Origin of the sequence: Haematobacter massiliensis (assembly GCF_000740795.1) — a bacterium.
Classification (GTDB): domain Bacteria; phylum Pseudomonadota; class Alphaproteobacteria; order Rhodobacterales; family Rhodobacteraceae; genus Haematobacter; species Haematobacter massiliensis.
In genome coordinates, this window is the sequence record NZ_JGYG01000001.1 from 542,447 (window position 1) to 559,960 (window position 17,514).

Here is a 17,514-nt window from a genome sequence, read left to right on the forward strand (position 1 = left end):
AGCGGGAAAAGCCGCCCAAGTGGCTGATGCAGCGATCATGCCCCCTCGGGCGGCGCCATCACGGCGCCATCACGGGGAGAAGCGCCACCGCCACCCGCCGTCCTTCGGAAAGGAGAACATTGTAGGTCCGTGCAGCGGCGGGTGTCGCCATGGCCTCCGCCGCGAGACCTGCCTCTTCCAGCTGTTCGCGAAGGGCGCGGGGCAGGAAGGCCACTTCCGCCCCGGTACCGATGAACAGCACGTCGATCTTTTCCTTGAGCGCGAGCAGCGGCGCCGTGTCCTCCAGCCCACCCCAGGTCACCGCGCCTTGCGCAGAAACCAGCACCGGCCCCTCCAGTACTTTTCCGGCGACGCGGAAAAACCCCGGGCCATAGCCATCAATCGGCCGCGCATCGTTGTATTCGATTTCGTTGAGGCGCATCTCACCCTCCTCAGTGTTGCGCCCATGATATCGCCAATCCTCCGGGTTTCACAGGGTATCGGTTGGCGAACCGGCATCGGGCACTATCTTGCCCCGGCGGAGGTTCATAATGCTGCAATTCGCCCGCGCCGCTTTTCTCGCGGCTATCCCCCTTGCCTCTCCCGCGCTGGCCGATGGCCTGACGGAAAAGGAGATGACAGCCCCCGGTCCGCTGGGGGCGCTTTCCGGAACATATCTTACACCGCAGTCGCCGCAGGCCGTCGCGCTGATCCTGCCCGGCTCCGGGCCCACTGACAGGAACGGCAACGGCCCGCTTGGCCTTCATACGGACGCCTACAAACAGCTTGCCGAGGCGCTTGGGGAACGCGGCATCGCGACCCTCAGGGCCGACAAGCGCGGCCTGTTCGGAAGCGCTGCTGCGATCGCCGATCCGAATGACGTGACCCTGGCCGCCTATGGGCGTGACGCGATCGTCTGGTCGGCCAGCCTTGCCGGGGAAACCGGCCTGCCCTGCACCTGGCTCATCGGCCACAGCGAGGGCGGGCTCGTCGCCCTGAGCGCGGTGGCGAACGATGAACGTGCCTTCTGCGGCGTGATATTGCTGGCAACGCCGGGCCGGTCGCTCGCCGTCGTGCTGGAGGATCAACTTACCCGGAGCCTTGAGGACGACAGCCTTCGCAGCGCGGCAGATGCGGCACTCGACAGCCTGCAACGCGGTCAGCGCGTGCCGGAGGATCAGATCCCGGAACCGCTCCGACCGATGCTCGGGCCGCAGATACAGGGCTACCTGATCGACCTGTTCTCCCACGATCCGGGGGAGATGACGCGGCGCTACGGCGGGCCGCTGATGATCGTGTCAGGAGGCGAGGATCTGCAACTGGACCCGACCGATGCCGCGACGCTCACGCAGGCGAGAAACGACGCCGTAACCCTGGTTCTCCCAGGTATGAACCATGTGCTGAAGGAGGTTCCGGCCGGCGACAAGGCGGCCAATCTGGCCAGCTATTCCGACCCTTCCGTGCCGCTGGCCACCGGACTTGCCGATGCGGTGGCGCGCTTCATCACGCGGACGGAGGACGAACCCTTCGGGCTGGCCCCGCCGACCGCGGAATGATCCTCAGGGCGCGGCTTTCGCCGCGTCCTTGCCGACCTTCTCCGTCTTGTCCGAGCGATCGACGCCGAGCCAGATCAACACGACCGAGGCGATGAAGATGGTCGAGTAGCAGCCCACGAAGATCCCGAAGACCATCGCGAAAGAGAAGCCGCGGATCACGTCGCCGCCAAGCGCCAGCAGTACCAGAAGCGCGAGAAACGTCGTCATCGTCGTCATGATCGTCCGGCTCAGGGTTTCGTTGAGCGAGAGGTTCACGATATCCTTGAGGCTGCGTTTCTTGAATTTGACAAGGTTTTCGCGGACCCGGTCAAAGATCACCACCGTGTCGTTGATCGAATAGCCGACGACCGTCAGCACCGCCGCAACGACTGTGAGGTCAAACTTGATCTGGAACAGGGAGAAAACGCCGATGGTCATGACCGCGTCGTGCAGAAGCGCCGCCACCGCCGCGACACCGAACTGCCACTCGAAGCGCATCCAGATATAGAACATGATCCCGATGAGCGCCGCGCCGAGCGAGAGCAGCGCCATGGAAACCAGTTCTCCCGACACCTTCGGCCCGACGGTTTCCACGGCTTGAAAGCGGATGGTCGGATCCACTGCCTGCAGTGCACGTTCCGCCGCCGCGATCTGCTCTGATGAGAGCATATGCGCGTCGTCGGGCGCCTGGATGCGGATCTGCGCCACATGCTGATCCGACCGGAACGTCGGATCATAGACCTGCGTCAGGGTCACATCACCGTAACCCAGCGGTTCCAGGGCATTGCGGTAGGCACCGATATCCACGGGCTGGCTCGCTTCCGTGCGGATCGTAGTCCCGCCAAGAAAGTCGATGCCGAAGTTGAACCCCAGCGTGAAGCAGCTTGCGATGGCGATGACCATGGCAAGAACCGAGGCCGGGAACACCACCCGCGCAAAACGGAAGAAGTCCCAGTTCGTATTGTCGGGAACGAGCTTGAGCCGATACATGTCAGACCTTCAGCGTCTTCGGCCGGCGCCAGTCATACCACATGGAGATGAGCAGACGGGTGACGGATACCGCGGTGAACAGGGAAGTGACGAGGCCGAGCGCAAGCGTCACGGCAAAGCCGCGAACCGGCCCGGACCCGAGCGCGAAGAGGATGACGGCGATCATCAGCGTGGTGACGTTCGCGTCCATGATGGCGGAGGACGCCTTCTCATAACCAAGCTCGATCGCGCGCGCAGGACGCGTCCCGTTGCGCAACTCCTCCCGCACCCGTTCGAGGATGAGCACGTTCGCATCGACGGCCATGCCGATGGTCAGCACGATCCCCGCGATTCCCGGCATGGTCAGTGTCGCGCCGATAAGCGACATCAGGGCGATGATGAAGATCAGGTTCAGGATCAGCGCCACGTTGGCGATCATTCCGAAGAAACCGTAGCCTGCCACCATGAACAGCATGACCGCGATCATCGCAACTGTCGCGGCAAGGCGTCCGGCGTCGATCGAATCCTGCCCGAGTTCCGGCCCGATCGTCCGCTCCTCAAGGAAGGTCATCTTCGCAGGCAACGCCCCGGCCCTGAGCAGCACGGCAAGTTCCGTTGATCCCTCGACGTTGAAGTTACCGGTGATGATACCGGAGCCGCCAGCGATGTGGCTCTGGATGACCGGAGCGGAGATCACCTTGTCATCGAGGACGATGGCGAAGGGCTGGCCGATATGCGTGGCGGTATAATCCCCGAAGACGCGGGCGCCGGTCGCATTGAAGCGGAAGTTCACCGCCGGGCGGCCGTTCTGGTCGAAGGCGGGCTGGGCGTCGGTGAGCAGATCGCCGGAAAGCACCGGCTCCGTCTGGACGATGTAGTAGACGCCCGGCTCCTCCTGTGCGGCATAGAGGCTGTTGCGCGGGCCGGGGTTGGCATTCGGATCCTGTGTACGGCCTACGACGGAGTTGAAGGTCAGCCGCGCGGTGGTGCCGATCAGGCTTTTGAGCTCATCCGCAGAGCCGAGACCCGGCACCTGAATGAGAATGCGGTCCTCACCCTGCCGCACGATGGTCGGCTCCCGGGTGCCGACCTCATCGACACGGCGACGGACGATCTCAAGCGACTGGGCCATGGTCCGCTCGTCCGAGGCATGCCGCTCCGCTTCGGAAAGCTGAATGGTGATCGTGTCGCCCTGCGCATTGATGGCGAGGTCGCTTGCTCCGACACCCGTCAGCGTCGTCACCGGACGCGACAGGGTCCGCACGATCTCCAGCGCGCGGGGCATGCCCTCCGGCTGGGAGATCTGCACCTGAAGTACCCCCGGCTCCGAGGCGAGCCGCCGCACGGAACCGACCGTCGCGCGTTCCTGTACCAGAGCGTCCCGCACTTCGGGCCAGAGGCTGTCTACCCGCCCGGCATAGACCTCCGAAAGATGCACCTCCGCCAGAAGATGCGCGCCCCCCCTCAGGTCCAGCCCGAGGTTCAGGATCTTCGACGGCATCCAGGACGGCCAGAGCGCCAGCGCCCCCACCGTCTCCGGGTCGGTCGCCTGTCCGGTATGCTCGTATTGAGCGACGGCGTCGTTGTGACGCTCGACCCGGTCATAGAAAGCGTTCGGCAGGGCAACGGCGATACCGATCGCGATTATCGCCCAGATCAGGATCCGCTTCCAGCGGGGGAAGTGCAGCATGGGGTTCTCGGCCTCAGGGACGGATCGGCGGGCGGGTGCTCAATCGGCGCGCCGCCCGTGAACGGGATCAGGTATTGGCGACCGGCTCGGTCTTGGAAAGCACCTGCGCGACCATGGAGCGCACCACGCGCACCCGCACACCCTCGGAGATCTCGACTTCAAGCTCACCATCGTCCTTGACGCGGGTCACCTTGCCGATGATGCCGCCGTTGGTCAGGATCTGGTCACCGCGCTTTACCGCCTCGATCATCGCCTTGTGCTCCTTCTGCCGCTTCTGCTGCGGACGGATGAGCAGGAAATACATGATCGCGAAGATCAGGATCAGCGGCACGAAGCTGGTCAGAGCTGAAGCTGCGCCGCCGGCTCCGGCAGCCTGCGCGAAAGCGGGAGTTGCGAACATGGGGTCCTCCTGATGTCTGGCCCTTTGGGTCACCCGGGAGATCCCCCCCGGAAGGCTGGCGCGCACCCTATAGTCGGGGTTTCTGGAGCGCAAGGCGGCGGGACAGCGCGAATCCGTGTTCGGCTCGGGGTCGGGGCCGCACTTGCCGCGCGCGGCACCCTGAACGTTTCGCGTGACGGCCGGGGAGGAAAAGCCTTTCCCCCTTCGGCTCTGTCGGGCATATGGGGCCCGGACGATCCAACTCCGGTGACATCATGCACGACATCCGCACCATCCGCGACAACCCCGCCGCTTTCGACGCCGCACTTGCCCGGCGCGGGCTGTCTCCGATGTCGTCCGACATCCTCGCCATAGACGAGGAGCGCCGCACCCGTATCCGTGTGGCGGAGGAGGCACAGGCCGCCCAGAACGCTGCCTCCAAACAGGTCGGTGCCGCCAAGGCGCGCGGGGATGACGCGGAGTTCGAGCGTCTGCGCACGCTCGTCGCCGCCAAGAAGACCGAGGTCGCCGACATGCAGGCCGCCGCCGCCGCAGATGACCTGCGACTCCGCGATCTGCTTCTCACCATCCCGAACCTGCCGCTGCCCGAGGTGCCGGAGGGCAAGGACGAAAGCGACAATGTGGAAATCCGCCGCTGGGGAGAGCCGCGACAGTTCAACTTCGCCCCGAAGGAGCACTACCAGCTTCCGGCCGTGCAGGGCGGTATGGATTTCGAGACCGCCGCCAAACTGTCGGGCGCGCGCTTTGTCGTGCTGTCCGGCGCGGTGGCCCGGGTGCAGCGGGCGCTGGCACAGTTCATGCTGGATACGCATGTGACGGAGAACGGGCTGACCGAAACCTGGACGCCGGTCCTCGTGCGTGAGGAGATGATGTTCGGCACCGGCCAGCTCCCCAAATTCGGCGAGGACAGCTATCAGACCCGTGAGGGCTGGTGGCTCGTCCCCACGGCGGAAGTGACGCTGACCAACATCGTCAACGACACGATCAGCGCGGAGGCGGACCTGCCCCGTCGCTTCGTCGCCCATACCCAGTGCTTCCGCTCGGAGGCCGGCAGCGCCGGGCGGGATACCGCTGGGATGCTTCGCCAGCACCAGTTCGAGAAGGTGGAGATGGTCTCCATCACCACGCCGGAGGCCAGCCTTGCCGAGCATGACCGGATGACAGGCTGCGCGGAAGGTATCCTCGAGAAGCTCGGCCTGCCGTATCGCACGGTGGTGCTCTCCACCGGAGACATGGGGTTCGGCGCGACGAAGACGCACGATCTTGAGGTCTGGTTGCCGGGGCAGGATACCTATCGGGAGATATCCTCAGTCTCCGTCTGCGGCGATTTTCAGGCGCGCCGCATGAATGCCCGCTACCGCCCCGAAGGCGGGGGCAAGCCGGAATTCGTCCATACCCTGAACGGTTCCGGTCTGGCCGTGGGCCGGACATTGATTGCGGTTCTGGAAAATGGCCAGCAGGAGGACGGCTCCGTTGAGCTTCCCGCGGTGCTCCATCCCTATCTCGGCGGACGGACCCGGATCACAGCGGAGGGTGCGCTCGTCTGAGCGCACTCCGGCCGCAGGCAGGAGAGCCGCCTCCCGCCTGCGGGTGAGCGCCCATACCATTGGACCCCACGACCGGCTGAACAGAAGCACCCGCTCCCGAGCCATCATCTGGGACAACAGGGGCGGCAAACGTGTCGACGGGAGGATCATCACCGACGCCAAACGCGCATGGCAACCGTCGTCCGGGTCTCTGGAGCCTGACGGCTACTACCGAGCTGAAAGACCGAGACAACGGCCCTGTGACCGAAATCGTCGGGTCGTCGTTGAAGTCGAGCCGCTGTTGAACCTGGCCCTGCCCGGCTCATACCGGGACTAGCATTATCCCGCGCCACGTCCGGACTGTGCGCCAAGCGCAGCCCTGCCACGACGCGCCGCGCAAAGCCGAAGGCGGCGCGTGGCTCGGGAGACGCCGCCGCGTCAGCGGCGTCCGCCGGATCAAGGGCGGAGCGTGCCGTTCCCCTCGACGAGGTATTTGAAGCTCGTCAGCTGCTCCGCGCCCACCGGCCCCCGCGCATGCATCTTGCCCGTGGCAATCCCGATCTCGCCGCCCATGCCGAACTCACCGCCATCCGCGAACTGGGTGGAGGCGTTGCGCATCAGGATCGCACTGTCGAGCCGCGTCGCGAACCGCTGCCATGTCGCGTCATTCGCGGTGACGATCGCATCGGTGTGCTGCGAGCCGTAACGACGGATATGCGAGATCGCGCCGTCCACTCCGTCCACCAGCTTTGTCGCGATCACCATGTCGAGAAACTCCTTTCCGAAGTCCTCGGCGGTGGCCCTCACCGTTCCCGGAATATCGGAGAGCGGACCTTCGGCCCGAACATCCACCCCCGCCCTCAGCAGATCCTCGATCATCGGTGCACCGTGGCGCGCATGGAACTCCCGGTCGATCAGCAGACATTCCGCCGCGCCGCAGATGCCCGTCCGGCGGGTCTTGGCGTTGAGCACGATCCGGCGGGCCATCTCCACATCCGCGTCCGCGTCCACATAGACGTGACAGATGCCTTCGAGATGCGCAAAGACCGGCACCCGCGCTTCCCGCTGAACGAGGCCCACGAGCCCCTTGCCGCCGCGAGGAACGATCACGTCGATCCATTCGATCGCATGGAGCATTTCCGTCACCACCTCACGGTCACGGGTCGGCACAAGCTGAATCGCAGCTTCCGGCAGACCGGCGTCCCGCAGTCCTTCCACCATGCAGGCATGGATCGCGCGGGAGGAGTTCAGGCTCTCCGACCCGCCCCGGAGGATCACCGCATTGCCCGCCTTCAGACACAGCGCGCCCGCATCCGCGGTGACGTTGGGGCGGCTTTCGTAGATCACTCCCACCACACCCAGCGGCGTGCGCACCCGGCGGATATGCAGCCCCGAGGGGCGATCCCATTCAGAGATCACCTCTCCCACGGGATCCTTTTGTTCGGCAACATTGCGAAGGGCATCGGCGATGCCGCTGATGCGCGCTTCGTCCAAGGTCAGGCGGTCGATCATCGCAGAGCTGAGATCGCGCGACTGAGCAGCCCGCAGATCTTCCGCATTGGCGCGGAGTATGGCGTCGCGCTCCCGCCAGACGGCCTCCGCCGCGGAAAGCAGGGCAGCCCGCTTGCTTTCCGCTGGCGCAAAGGCAAGCTCCGCAGCCGCCGAACGGGCAGCCCGTCCGAGGTCCGTCATGAGTTTCTTCGCGGAAGTGGTCGCAATATCCATGGCTCTGGCCCTTTGCTGAGGCTTCCGAGATAGGCGAGTTCTGCGCGCTTTGCTACCCGGATCACGCTGCAACGCCGGCGCTGCCGTCAGCAACCCCACGATCCACCGGACACCAACGCGTCCGATGGGAACCGCAGCAGGATCACAGCACCATGTCATCCCGATGGATCAGCGCCGCGCGGCCCGCATAGCCGAGGATGCCCTCGATCTCATCGCTGTGCCGCCCGCAGATCGCCCGCGCCTCATCGGCCGTATACCGGGTGAGGCCAAGGCCCAGCCGTTCACCCGCCGGTCCGTGGATCGCCACAGGCTCTCCCCTCCCGAAGCGGCCGGAGACGAGGGTGACCCCGGCAGGGAGGAGGGATTTGCCCGCTGTCAGCGCCCGCGCCGCGCCTCCATCGACCACGACACTGCCCCGTGGCTTCATCGCCCCGATCCAGCGCTTCCGTGCGGCCTGCGGGTCGCGTTCCCCGACGAACCACGTCGCATTCGCGCCGTCCAGCAATGCCGTCAGCGGCCGGTTCACCGAACCTTCCATGATGGCCATGGCGCAGCCGCCCGCAACGGCGGTTTTCGCAGCCATGATCTTCGTCTTCATCCCGCCTTTCGACAGGCCGGAGATCGGATCGCCCGCCATCGCCTCGATTTCCGGCGTGATGCGCGGGACCACATCGAACCGTCGGGCGGTCGGGTCTTCCTTGGGATTGGCCGTATAGAAGCCGTCGACGTCGGACAGCAGGACAAGCATGTCTGCGCCCACCGTCACCGCAATCTGGGCGGCGAGGCGATCGTTGTCGCCATAGCGGATTTCATCCGTCGCGACCGTGTCATTCTCATTGACGATCGGCACGACGCCCAGCGAGAGGAGCGTCTCCATCGTCGCGCGCGAATTGAGATAGCGCCGGCGATCCTCCGTGTCCTCAAGCGTCACCAGAACCTGCGCTGTGGTGATCCCATGCGGCGAGAGCGCCTCCTCATAGGCGCGCGCCAGCCGGATCTGCCCGACGGCGGCGGAGGCCTGGCTCTGTTCCAGCGACAGAACGCCCGGCGGGAGATCCAGCACCCGCCGCCCGAGCGCGATGGAGCCGGAGGAGACGAGGATCATCTGCGTCCCCCGCCCCTTGGCTTCCGCCACATCGGCGGCGAGACCTTCCAGCCAATCGGACCGCAGGCGGCCCGATGCAGCATCCACCAGAAGGGCCGAACCGATCTTGATGACCAGCCGCCGCGCCGCACGGATATCGGGGCGTTCGGCGGTATCCGCGGCGCCGGAGGTCAGGGCTGCCATGCGCCGGGCTCCGCGATCTCCTCGCCGTCCGGCGTTTCGCCCCGTGCGGCGGCGATCTCGGCCCAGAGGATGCGGAGGACGTCCTGCACCCCCTCGCCGGAAACGCCGGAGATGACATGCACCGGCCCGCCTGACGCCTTCTCCAGCGCACGGCGGCGGGAGGAGCGCGTCTTGGCATCCAGCGCATCGGCCTTGTTCAGTGCGAGGATACGCGGCTTATCGGCAAGGATTTCCGAATAGGCCTCAAGCTCCGCGATGATGGTGCGGTAGTCTTTGGTGATGGTGGAGGACGTGCCATCGACCAGATGGAGCAGCACCGCGCACCGTTCCACATGGCCAAGGAACTGGTCACCCAGCCCCCTGCCCTCGCTCGCCCCTTCGATCAGGCCGGGAATGTCGGCCATCACGAACTCCTTGCCGTCAACCCCGACGACGCCAAGGTTCGGATGCAGCGTGGTGAAGGGATAGTCCGCGATCTTGGGCCGGGCATTCGACACAGCCGAGAGGAAGGTGGATTTGCCCGCATTCGGCAATCCGACCAGCCCCGCATCGGCGATCAGCTTCAGCCGGAGCCAGATCGTCCGCTCAATCCCCGGCTGACCGGGATTGGCGCGGCGCGGCGCCTGGTTGGTGGAGCTCTTGAAATGCAGGTTGCCGAAGCCGCCGTTGCCGCCGCGACCCAGCAGCACCTTCTGGCCGATCTCCACCAGATCGGCGATGACGGTCTCTTCGTCCTCTTCCAGCACCTCCGTGCCGACGGGGACGCGGAGAACGATGTCGTCACCATCCTTGCCCGTCCGCTGGCGCCCCATGCCGGGCTGACCGGATGTCGCGAAGAAATGCTGCTGGTAGCGGAAGTCGATGAGCGTGTTCAGCCCGTCAACCGCCTCCACCCAGACATCGCCGCCCCGGCCGCCATCCCCGCCATCCGGCCCGCCGAATTCCACGAACTTCTCCCGCCGGAAGCTGACGCAACCGGAGCCACCGCCGCCCGAGCGGATATATACCTTGGCGAGATCGAGGAATTTCATGCTGGCGCGCCTTGTCTGCGGAATGGTCTTGAATAGGCGAAGGGCCGGCAAGTCTCAAGCCGGCCCTTCGGAGGCTGCGCTGACGCGCGGATCAGGTCATCGGGCGGAGATAGGTCCAGGTGGGCACATTGCTCCCCCGTGCGATGGAATAGGCCTCGGCATCGCCGAGATAACGGAACCCGGCATTGGTGAGCACGCGGGCCGAAATGGGATTGTCCTGGAAGGCCTCGGCAAACAGAGTGCGCGACTTGTGCGGGTTCGCCGCGAGCAGGGCCGCCATGGCCTCCGACGCGAAACCGGCATTCCAGAACGCAGGCGCCACCCAATAGCCCACTTCCGACTGGTTGTTGTCGATATGAGTGAGGCTGATCACACCCAGAAGCTCGGCCAACCCCTGCTCCGAACCATCAAGCGCCCAGACATCCTCCACCCGCTTCGGTGACTCAGCGCGCGCGATATAGGCCTCCGTCATGCCGGGCGGCAGGGGATGAGGGATGGCGCGGGTACCTTCGGCCACACGCCGGTCGCCCGAGTAAAGCGAAAGAAGCCCCGCGTCGGATTTTCGCAGCGGACGCAGCACGAGTCGCTCCGCCCGGATCACGGGCTGAGGCTCCACCGGCGTAACCGCGCTTCCATCCAGAATCGCATTGACACTCATACCAACCCTCCAATTCCCTCCCGAGCATCGCCCGGTCAAAAAGATCTGCATCCCGAAGGCCTTGCGGCAAGACACATTCTTGCCATAAGCCCAGCGGAAAATTGTCGCATCCTGCGCACCAGGCTCCCCCCGCCCTTGCGGTACCGCCGGAAGCGGAAGGGGGCCGGCTTTTACGCCGACCCCCCGCTTACATCCGAAATGTAAAGGTTCGGCTTACTCGGCGGCTTCCACCGCGGGACGTACCGAAATGAACGTGCGGCCCTTGAGGCCCTTCTTGAACTCCACGCGACCCTCGGTCAGCGCAAAGATCGTATGGTCACGCCCCATGCCGACATTGTCGCCCGGCCACCAGGTGGTGCCGCGTTGACGCACGATGATGTTGCCCGGAATGACCGCCTGGCCACCATAGAGCTTCACGCCGAGACGACGGCCCGCAGAGTCGCGACCGTTGCGGGACGAACCGCCTGCCTTCTTGTGTGCCATCTGCTCTCTCCTTATTCCGCGGCGACGGGCTGCTTGGTGCCCGAGCCGATCGCGGCCTTGACGCCGCTCGCGTCAGCGCCGGAGGCCAGAATGTCCGTCACGCGCACGAGCGTCAGTTGCTGACGATGCCCACGGGTACGCTGCGAGGAGTGCTTCCGGCGGCGCTTGACGAAGTGGATCACCTTGTCGCCCTTGATCTGGTCGATCACTTCCGCCTGCACGGCAGCACCGGCGACGAAGGGCGCGCCGAGGGTCAGGCTGTCGCCGCCCACGGCCAGGATATCGTTGAACTGGACTTTCTCACCGGCTTCTGCCGCAAGCTTTTCCACGCGCAGAACGTCACCCGCCTGCACCTTGTACTGCTTGCCACCGGTCTTCAGGACCGCAAACATGGTCTTCCCTTTCTCAACCGCGTCTTTCGGTCCCGGCCTACCCGGCGTTCACGCGGCAATCACCGCACCTCGGACAGCGCGCCCCTTTCAGGACGACATAAATTAAACCCGGAACAGGGAGATTCCCCGCCGGAGGCAGTCCTATAGCGAGCATGGGGCGACAAGTAAAGCCTAGAGATCCTGCCCGGACAGGAAGCGCGCGGCACTCCGGCCGAGATCGTAGGAAACCCGTTCGAACAGCCCGTCGTAAGCCGTGAACAGTGCGCGGTTGAGCCCTTGTCCCGCCGGGGTAAGGGTGAAAGCCGTGTAAAGCTCCAGCTCCGCATCCGTCAAGGGCTGGTAGGCCATCAGCAGATAGGAATAGAGCCAGTCCTCCGTCTCCTGCCGCACATCGTCTGCCTGAGAGGTGACGTCTTTCAGAATGTCCTCCTCGCTCAACGGGGCGTCAAAGGCGCGCCCGTCGTTCAGCCCGGAATAGAACGCTATATTCGCGTTCAGCGCGCCCACGACATTAGCTTCCACAAGATCATTCGCTTCCACAAACCGGTCGATCAGCCCGACACGCGGATCCTGCTGCGCGATCATTTCCTCTGCCCGGTCGCGGCTCGCATCCTCCACTGCCTCATCGAGTTGCGCAACGCGCGCCTCGTTCTCGAGCAGGACCACCCTCTGCCCCAGAGGGTCGGTGAAGAACCGCTGCGCAGCCTGACGGTCGGCCGCGCTCAGGCGCAGGAATGCAGGCGAGAACGCGGCGAGAAAATCGTTCTTGAGCCGGTCAGGCGCATAGATGGCCGAGACAAGCTCCTCCCAGCGCTTGCCACCCCGTCCCGGGAAAAGATCCCCCTCGATCGAGGCGCCGTAAGCCAGCCCCTCCCGCCGCAAGGTGTCAAGCGTCTCCTCCATGTGGAGCGCGTTCAGAAGAAGCGTCACCTCTGCCGTGGATGTCTCGGTCAGCACGCCTTCTGCCTGAACACGAGTCACGGTCGCCGCCGGGATCACCAGCACGAGAGACAAGACAAAGACGGTAAAGCGAGACATCCGGCGCTCCCTGGTGGATATGCCGAGATCGACATCGCGAAAGCCTATGCGCCCCTCCGCCGATTTCCAAGGCCAAGCGCTTGCCGCACGCGGAAAACCACTTGCAGCCGCTGCATCAACCCTCTAATAGCGCCGCGACGACCCTCAAATGCGGAGAGGTGCCGGAGTGGTCGATCGGGGCGGTCTCGAAAACCGTTGAGCGTGCAAGCGTTCCGTGGGTTCGAATCCCACCCTCTCCGCCATCTAAACTTACAGCTCAGCAGAGTGGCGACATTCGCCGATGGCGGTGCGAAGATCTTGTTCTTCCTCGTCGTTCGCCGGTGATTGTGACGAGACCCGGCTTCACATGCGAAAAAGGGGGCCGCGAGGGCCCCCTTTTCCTTAAGAACAGCGCAGGGCCGGGATTACATCATCCCGTCCATGCCGCCCATTCCGCCCATGCCGCCGGCCGGGGCCGCAGCCTCTTTCGGCTTCTCGGCGATCATGGCTTCGGTGGTGATGAGCAGCGAGGCGACCGAGGCCGCGTCTTCCAGAGCGGTGCGCACAACTTTCGCCGGGTCGATCACGCCGAACTTGAACATGTCGCCATATTCTTCGGTCTGCGCGTTGAACCCGAAGGTCTTGTCGTTGGACTCGCGCACCTTGCCGGCGACGACGGAGCCGTCCACGCCCGCGTTCTGGGCGATCTGACGCAGAGGAGCCTCGAGCGCCTTGCGGACGATCACGATGCCGGCGTTCTGGTCGGAGTTCTCACCTTCCAGGCCTTCGAGCACCTTCGCGGCCTGAACCAGAGCCACGCCGCCACCGACGACGATACCTTCCTGCACGGCCGCACGGGTCGCGTTCAGGGCGTCATCAACGCGGTCCTTGCGCTCTTTCACTTCGACTTCGGTCATGCCGCCAACGCGGATCACCGCAACGCCGCCAGCCAGTTTGGCCACGCGCTCTTGCAGCTTTTCACGGTCGTAGTCGGAGGTGGTTTCCTCGATCTGGGTGCGGATCTGGGCCACGCGCGCTTCGATCTCGGCCTTGTCGCCGGCACCGTCCACGATCGTGGTGTTGTCCTTGTTGATCTGCACTTTCTTGGCGCGGCCGAGCATGTCGATGCCGACATTCTCCAGCTTCATGCCCAGATCGTCGGAGATCACCTGGCCACCCGTCAGGATCGCGATGTCCTGCAGCATGGCTTTCCGACGGTCACCGAAGCCCGGCGCCTTGACGGCAGCGATCTTCAGGCCGCCACGCAGCTTGTTGACCACGAGGGTCGCCAGCGCTTCGCCTTCCACGTCCTCGGCGATGATGAGGAGCGGTTTTTGCGACTGGATCACAGCTTCGAGCAGCGGCACCATCGGCTGCAGCGAGGAGAGTTTCTTCTCGTGCAGCAGGATGAGCGCGTCGTCGAGTTCGGCGATCATCTTGTCCGGGTTGGTCACGAAGTAGGGCGACAGGTAGCCGCGGTCGAACTGCATGCCTTCGACGACTTCGGTTTCGGTCTCGAGGCCCTTGTTCTCTTCGACGGTGATGACACCCTCGTTGCCGACCTTCTGCATCGCATCGGCGATCTGCTTGCCGATTTCGGCTTCGCCATTGGCGGAGATCGTGCCGACCTGAGCGACTTCAGCGGAGTCGTTCACCGGGCGGGCGGCGGCCTTGATCGCTTCCACGACTTTCGCGGTGGCGAGGTCGATGCCGCGCTTCAGGTCCATCGGGTTCATGCCGGCGGCAACCGACTTGAGACCTTCCTTGATGATCGCTTGCGCGAGCACGGTGGCGGTGGTGGTGCCGTCGCCGGCCTCGTCATTGGTGCGGGAAGCGACTTCCTTCACCATCTGCGCGCCCATGTTCTCGAACTTGTCTTCCAGTTCGATTTCCTTGGCGACGGAGACGCCGTCCTTCGTGATGCGCGGAGCACCGAAGGATTTCTCGATAACAACGTTACGGCCTTTCGGGCCAAGCGTCACCTTCACAGCGTCGGCGAGGATGTTGACGCCACGCAGCATGCGGTTGCGGGCGTCGGATTCGAAACGTACGTCCTTGGCAGCCATATTTAGCTCCTTGGTTGGTGTTGCGGGGAAGGAACGATCCTCAGGCGATGATGCCGAGGATGTCGCTTTCCTTCATGATGAGCAGCTCTTTGCCGTCGATCGTGACTTCGGTGCCCGACCATTTGCCGAAAAGCACGCGGTCACCAGCCTTGACGGAAGGAGCGATCAGTTCGCCCGAATCCTTGCGGGCGCCTTCGCCAACCGCCACGATCTCGCCCTCGGCCGGTTTTTCTTTCGCGGTATCGGGGATGATCAGGCCGCCTTTGGTCTTTTCATCGCCTTCGACGCGACGGACCAGAACGCGGTCGTGCAGGGGTTTGAATGCCATCTGAGAACTCCCTTGGGGTTCAGGTTATGCGACGTTAGCACTCCATTCAGGTGAGTGCCAACGACAGCCTAGGTAGGCAAGCACTCCCCGCCTGTCAACGGTTTTGCAGCGCAAAAAACGAACCGTGGAACGTCATCTGTTCGCCGACAGTTTATGGTCGAGTATATAGTAAATGGAGGTGCGGATGCCTGCCGACGGCATTTGGGAGCAGGAAGAAAGTCTCTGGATCGGGGGACGCCTCACCTACATGAATCACATGGCACCCGGATGCCTCATGCCTTTCCAGAATCGGGCCTGCTGCAGAATGATGCCATTCTGGAAGCGGTTGACAGCGCGCCGCGCTGGCGCTCCGTCGCCATGACCGGACGGCGATTGACAGAGAGCGATTCCATGGTGGTGCTGGGCTATGTGGCAAGCGCAGAGCGCGGCGGGTCGAGCTACAGGGCGATCTGTACCTCGGTCTATCGGCGCGACCCCGAAGGTTGGCGGCTCGTTCAGCACCAGCAGACGCCGTTGCACGCCGGCATCTGATCCTCCGCCGCGGGGCCGTGACAAGGCCGAGTCCAGCCCCTATAACGCAGCCGGTATTTCTTTCAGGACGGTTGCACCATGATCCAGGTCCTCGGCCACAAGTCGCCCGACACAGATTCCACCGGCTCCCCCATCGTCTGGGCCTGGTACCTGACGGAGGTGAAAGGCACCCCCGCTGTGCCGAAGCTTCTTGGCGAACCCAATACGGAGGCGGCCTTCATCCTCTCCCACTGGGGGGTCGCCAAGCCGGAAATCATCTCCGAGCTGGAGCCGGGTGCGCAGGTTGTCATCGTCGACACCAACAACCCGCTCGAGCTTCCCGAGTCGCTGCCCGGTGCCGACGTGATCGCCATCATCGACCACCACCTGCTGACCGGCGGGATCAAGACCAAGACGCCGATCGATGTGACGATCCGTCCGCTCGCCTGCACCGCCACGGTCATGATCGACCTGATGGGCGACGATGCCGCGAAGATGCCGGATGCGATCAAGGCGATGGCGCTCTCCTGCATCCTGTCGGATACGCTGGAGTTCCGCTCCCCCACCACGACGCCGCATGACCGGCACGTGGCGGAGAAGCTGGCGGGCGATCTGGGCGTCTCCATTCCCACCTACGCAGCACAGATGTTCGCGGCAAAGTCGGACGTCTCCGCCTTCTCCGACGCGGAGCTCCTGCGTATGGATTCGAAGGAATACGAAGTCGGCGGCAAGCAGTTCCGCGTGAGCGTGCTGGAAACCACCGCTCCCCAAGTCGTTCTTGACCGCAAGGCAAGCCTGATGGCCTCCATGCCGCAGGTCGCGACAGAGGATGGCGCGGATCAGGTGCTGCTCTTCATCGTGGATATCCTCCGCGAGGAGGCGACGCTGCTTGTCCCCAACGATCTGGTGAGGGTCGTGGCAGAAAAGAGCTTTGGCGCGGCCGTCGCGGGCGATACCGTCGTTCTGCCTGGGGTGATGAGCCGCAAGAAGCAGATCATCCCGGTTCTGAGCCTGTGATCGGGCGGCACGCATGACCCGTATCATTGAGCACATCGCCGAGGTTTCGGACGAATATGACGTTCTGTTCTGCGATCTCTGGGGCTGCGTCCATGACGGGGTGCGCGCCTTTCCCGCCGCTGTCGAGGCATTGAAGACATGGCGGGCGGAGGGGCGTCGGGTGATGATCCTGACGAACTCCCCCCGCCCCCGCCCCTCCGTTCGGCGGCAGCTCGAACGGCTCGGCGTGCCGCCGGAATGCTATGACGATATCACCACCTCCGGCGACGCGGCGCAGACCGCGATGGTGGAAGGCGCGGTTGGGCGGAAGGTCTGGCACATCGGGGCGAAGGAGCATTCGAGCTTCTTCACGGAAATGGCCAAGGACACGGCAGCCGAAGCCGCAAGCCTGCCCCCCATCGAACTCGTTCCCGCGGAGGCCGCGGAGGGCATCGTCTGCACCGGCCCCTTCTTCGAGATGACCGAAACACCCGCCGATTACGTGGAGCGGTTCAAGCCATTGGTGGACCGTGGCGTGAAGCTGCTCTGCGCCAACCCCGATATCGTCGTCGATCAGGGGGATCAGCGTATCTACTGCGCCGGCGCCCTTGCCGAGCTTTATGAGACGATGGGCGGCACGAGCCTTTACTTCGGCAAGCCCCATGCGCCGATCTATGACCTGGCCCGCCGCCGGCTCCAGCAGATCGGCATCGACGCAGGGCGCATTGCCGGTATCGGCGACGGTCCGGCGACGGATGTCATTGGCGCGCTGGAGAACGGCATCGACGCGATATTCGTCTCCGGCGGGCTGGCCGCGTGGGAAACCCGGACGGAAGAGCAACCGGAGCCGGAGGCGCTCACCGCCTATCTCCGGGAAAAGGGACTGGACCCGCAGTACACCATCGGGCGCCTCCGTTAAGG

General features: G+C 64.5%; 18 protein-coding genes and 1 tRNA gene. 6 read left to right on the top strand and 13 right to left on the bottom strand.

All coding sequences use genetic code 11. The features are described 5' to 3' along the window. Window positions 1–58: 58 nt before the first annotated feature. Complete coding sequence (locus tag CN97_RS02630; RefSeq protein WP_035706528.1) at window positions 59–421, bottom strand: Mth938-like domain-containing protein; 363 nt, start codon at window positions 419–421, stop codon at window positions 59–61. 109 nt (window positions 422–530) lie between these two features. On the opposite strand from CN97_RS02630, the gene CN97_RS02635 reads away from it, so the two are divergent. Then, complete coding sequence (locus CN97_RS02635; RefSeq protein ID WP_051910908.1) at window positions 531–1,535, top strand: alpha/beta hydrolase; 1,005 nt, start codon at window positions 531–533, stop codon at window positions 1,533–1,535. Between the two features lie 3 nt (window positions 1,536–1,538). Here the strand turns inward: CN97_RS02635 and secF are convergent, their stop codons facing one another. The 3 genes from secF to yajC all read right to left on the bottom strand — a co-directional run bounded on the left by secF (window position 1,539) and on the right by yajC (window position 4,573). After that, window positions 1,539–2,504, bottom strand: coding sequence for a protein translocase subunit SecF (gene secF / locus CN97_RS02640; protein WP_035706530.1), 966 nt, complete (start codon window positions 2,502–2,504; stop codon window positions 1,539–1,541). Window position 2,505: 1 nt separating this feature from the next. After that, on the bottom strand, window positions 2,506–4,173 hold the full coding sequence (gene secD, locus CN97_RS02645; RefSeq protein ID WP_035706534.1) for a protein translocase subunit SecD: 1,668 nt from the start codon (window positions 4,171–4,173) through the stop codon (window positions 2,506–2,508). A gap of 67 nt (window positions 4,174–4,240) precedes the next feature. Then, window positions 4,241–4,573, bottom strand: coding sequence for a preprotein translocase subunit YajC (yajC, locus tag CN97_RS02650; protein ID WP_035706536.1), 333 nt, complete (start codon window positions 4,571–4,573; stop codon window positions 4,241–4,243). 254 nt (window positions 4,574–4,827) lie between these two features. Between yajC and serS the strand changes: the two genes are divergently transcribed. Next, window positions 4,828–6,120: a serine--tRNA ligase gene (serS, locus tag CN97_RS02655; RefSeq protein WP_035707053.1), complete on the top strand. Its 1,293-nt coding sequence runs from the start codon at window positions 4,828–4,830 to the stop codon at window positions 6,118–6,120. A gap of 435 nt (window positions 6,121–6,555) precedes the next feature. On the opposite strand, the gene CN97_RS02660 is transcribed toward serS, so the two are convergent. The 7 genes from CN97_RS02660 to CN97_RS02690 all read right to left on the bottom strand — a co-directional run bounded on the left by CN97_RS02660 (window position 6,556) and on the right by CN97_RS02690 (window position 12,714). Then, complete coding sequence (locus tag CN97_RS02660; RefSeq protein WP_035706544.1) at window positions 6,556–7,824, bottom strand: glutamate-5-semialdehyde dehydrogenase; 1,269 nt, start codon at window positions 7,822–7,824, stop codon at window positions 6,556–6,558. A gap of 142 nt (window positions 7,825–7,966) precedes the next feature. Beyond that, the gene (proB, locus tag CN97_RS02665; protein WP_035706545.1) at window positions 7,967–9,112 is read right to left on the bottom strand and encodes a glutamate 5-kinase; all 1,146 of its coding nucleotides are present in this window, start codon (window positions 9,110–9,112) and stop codon (window positions 7,967–7,969) included. After that, entirely contained in the window at window positions 9,100–10,143 is a 1,044-nt protein-coding gene (obgE, locus tag CN97_RS02670; protein WP_035706548.1) for a GTPase ObgE, read from the bottom strand. The genes proB and obgE overlap by 13 nt, the downstream gene beginning before the upstream one ends. A 91-nt stretch (window positions 10,144–10,234) precedes the next feature. Beyond that, complete coding sequence (locus tag CN97_RS02675; RefSeq protein WP_084683950.1) at window positions 10,235–10,801, bottom strand: GNAT family N-acetyltransferase; 567 nt, start codon at window positions 10,799–10,801, stop codon at window positions 10,235–10,237. Between the two features lie 213 nt (window positions 10,802–11,014). After that, window positions 11,015–11,284, bottom strand: coding sequence for a 50S ribosomal protein L27 (gene rpmA, locus CN97_RS02680; protein ID WP_035706550.1), 270 nt, complete (start codon window positions 11,282–11,284; stop codon window positions 11,015–11,017). A gap of 11 nt (window positions 11,285–11,295) precedes the next feature. After that, window positions 11,296–11,676: a 50S ribosomal protein L21 gene (gene rplU / locus CN97_RS02685; protein WP_035706553.1), complete on the bottom strand. Its 381-nt coding sequence runs from the start codon at window positions 11,674–11,676 to the stop codon at window positions 11,296–11,298. A gap of 171 nt (window positions 11,677–11,847) precedes the next feature. After that, window positions 11,848–12,714, bottom strand: coding sequence for a hypothetical protein (locus CN97_RS02690; RefSeq protein ID WP_051910909.1), 867 nt, complete (start codon window positions 12,712–12,714; stop codon window positions 11,848–11,850). A 152-nt stretch (window positions 12,715–12,866) separates the two neighbouring features. On the opposite strand from CN97_RS02690, the gene CN97_RS02695 reads away from it, so the two are divergent. Beyond that, a tRNA-Ser gene (locus CN97_RS02695) sits at window positions 12,867–12,956 on the top strand. 162 nt (window positions 12,957–13,118) lie between these two features. Here the strand turns inward: CN97_RS02695 and groL are convergent. Together groL and groES are read right to left on the bottom strand one after the other, a co-directional pair. After that, the gene (groL, locus tag CN97_RS02700) at window positions 13,119–14,759 is read right to left on the bottom strand and encodes a chaperonin GroEL (RefSeq protein WP_035706560.1); all 1,641 of its coding nucleotides are present in this window, start codon (window positions 14,757–14,759) and stop codon (window positions 13,119–13,121) included. A 40-nt stretch (window positions 14,760–14,799) separates the two neighbouring features. Next, the gene (gene groES / locus CN97_RS02705) at window positions 14,800–15,087 is read right to left on the bottom strand and encodes a co-chaperone GroES (protein ID WP_035706563.1); all 288 of its coding nucleotides are present in this window, start codon (window positions 15,085–15,087) and stop codon (window positions 14,800–14,802) included. A gap of 267 nt (window positions 15,088–15,354) precedes the next feature. Here groES and CN97_RS02710 point away from each other — a divergent pair, with 267 nt between their 5' ends. The 3 genes from CN97_RS02710 (at window position 15,355) to CN97_RS02720 (ending at window position 17,512) form a co-directional block, all read left to right on the top strand. Beyond that, entirely contained in the window at window positions 15,355–15,618 is a 264-nt protein-coding gene (locus tag CN97_RS02710; protein ID WP_051910910.1) for a hypothetical protein, read from the top strand. Between the two features lie 78 nt (window positions 15,619–15,696). Next, the gene (locus tag CN97_RS02715) at window positions 15,697–16,614 is read left to right on the top strand and encodes a manganese-dependent inorganic pyrophosphatase (RefSeq protein WP_035706566.1); all 918 of its coding nucleotides are present in this window, start codon (window positions 15,697–15,699) and stop codon (window positions 16,612–16,614) included. Window positions 16,615–16,627: 13 nt separating this feature from the next. Then, on the top strand, window positions 16,628–17,512 hold the full coding sequence (locus tag CN97_RS02720; RefSeq protein WP_035706572.1) for a TIGR01459 family HAD-type hydrolase: 885 nt from the start codon (window positions 16,628–16,630) through the stop codon (window positions 17,510–17,512). Window positions 17,513–17,514 lie beyond the last annotated feature (2 nt).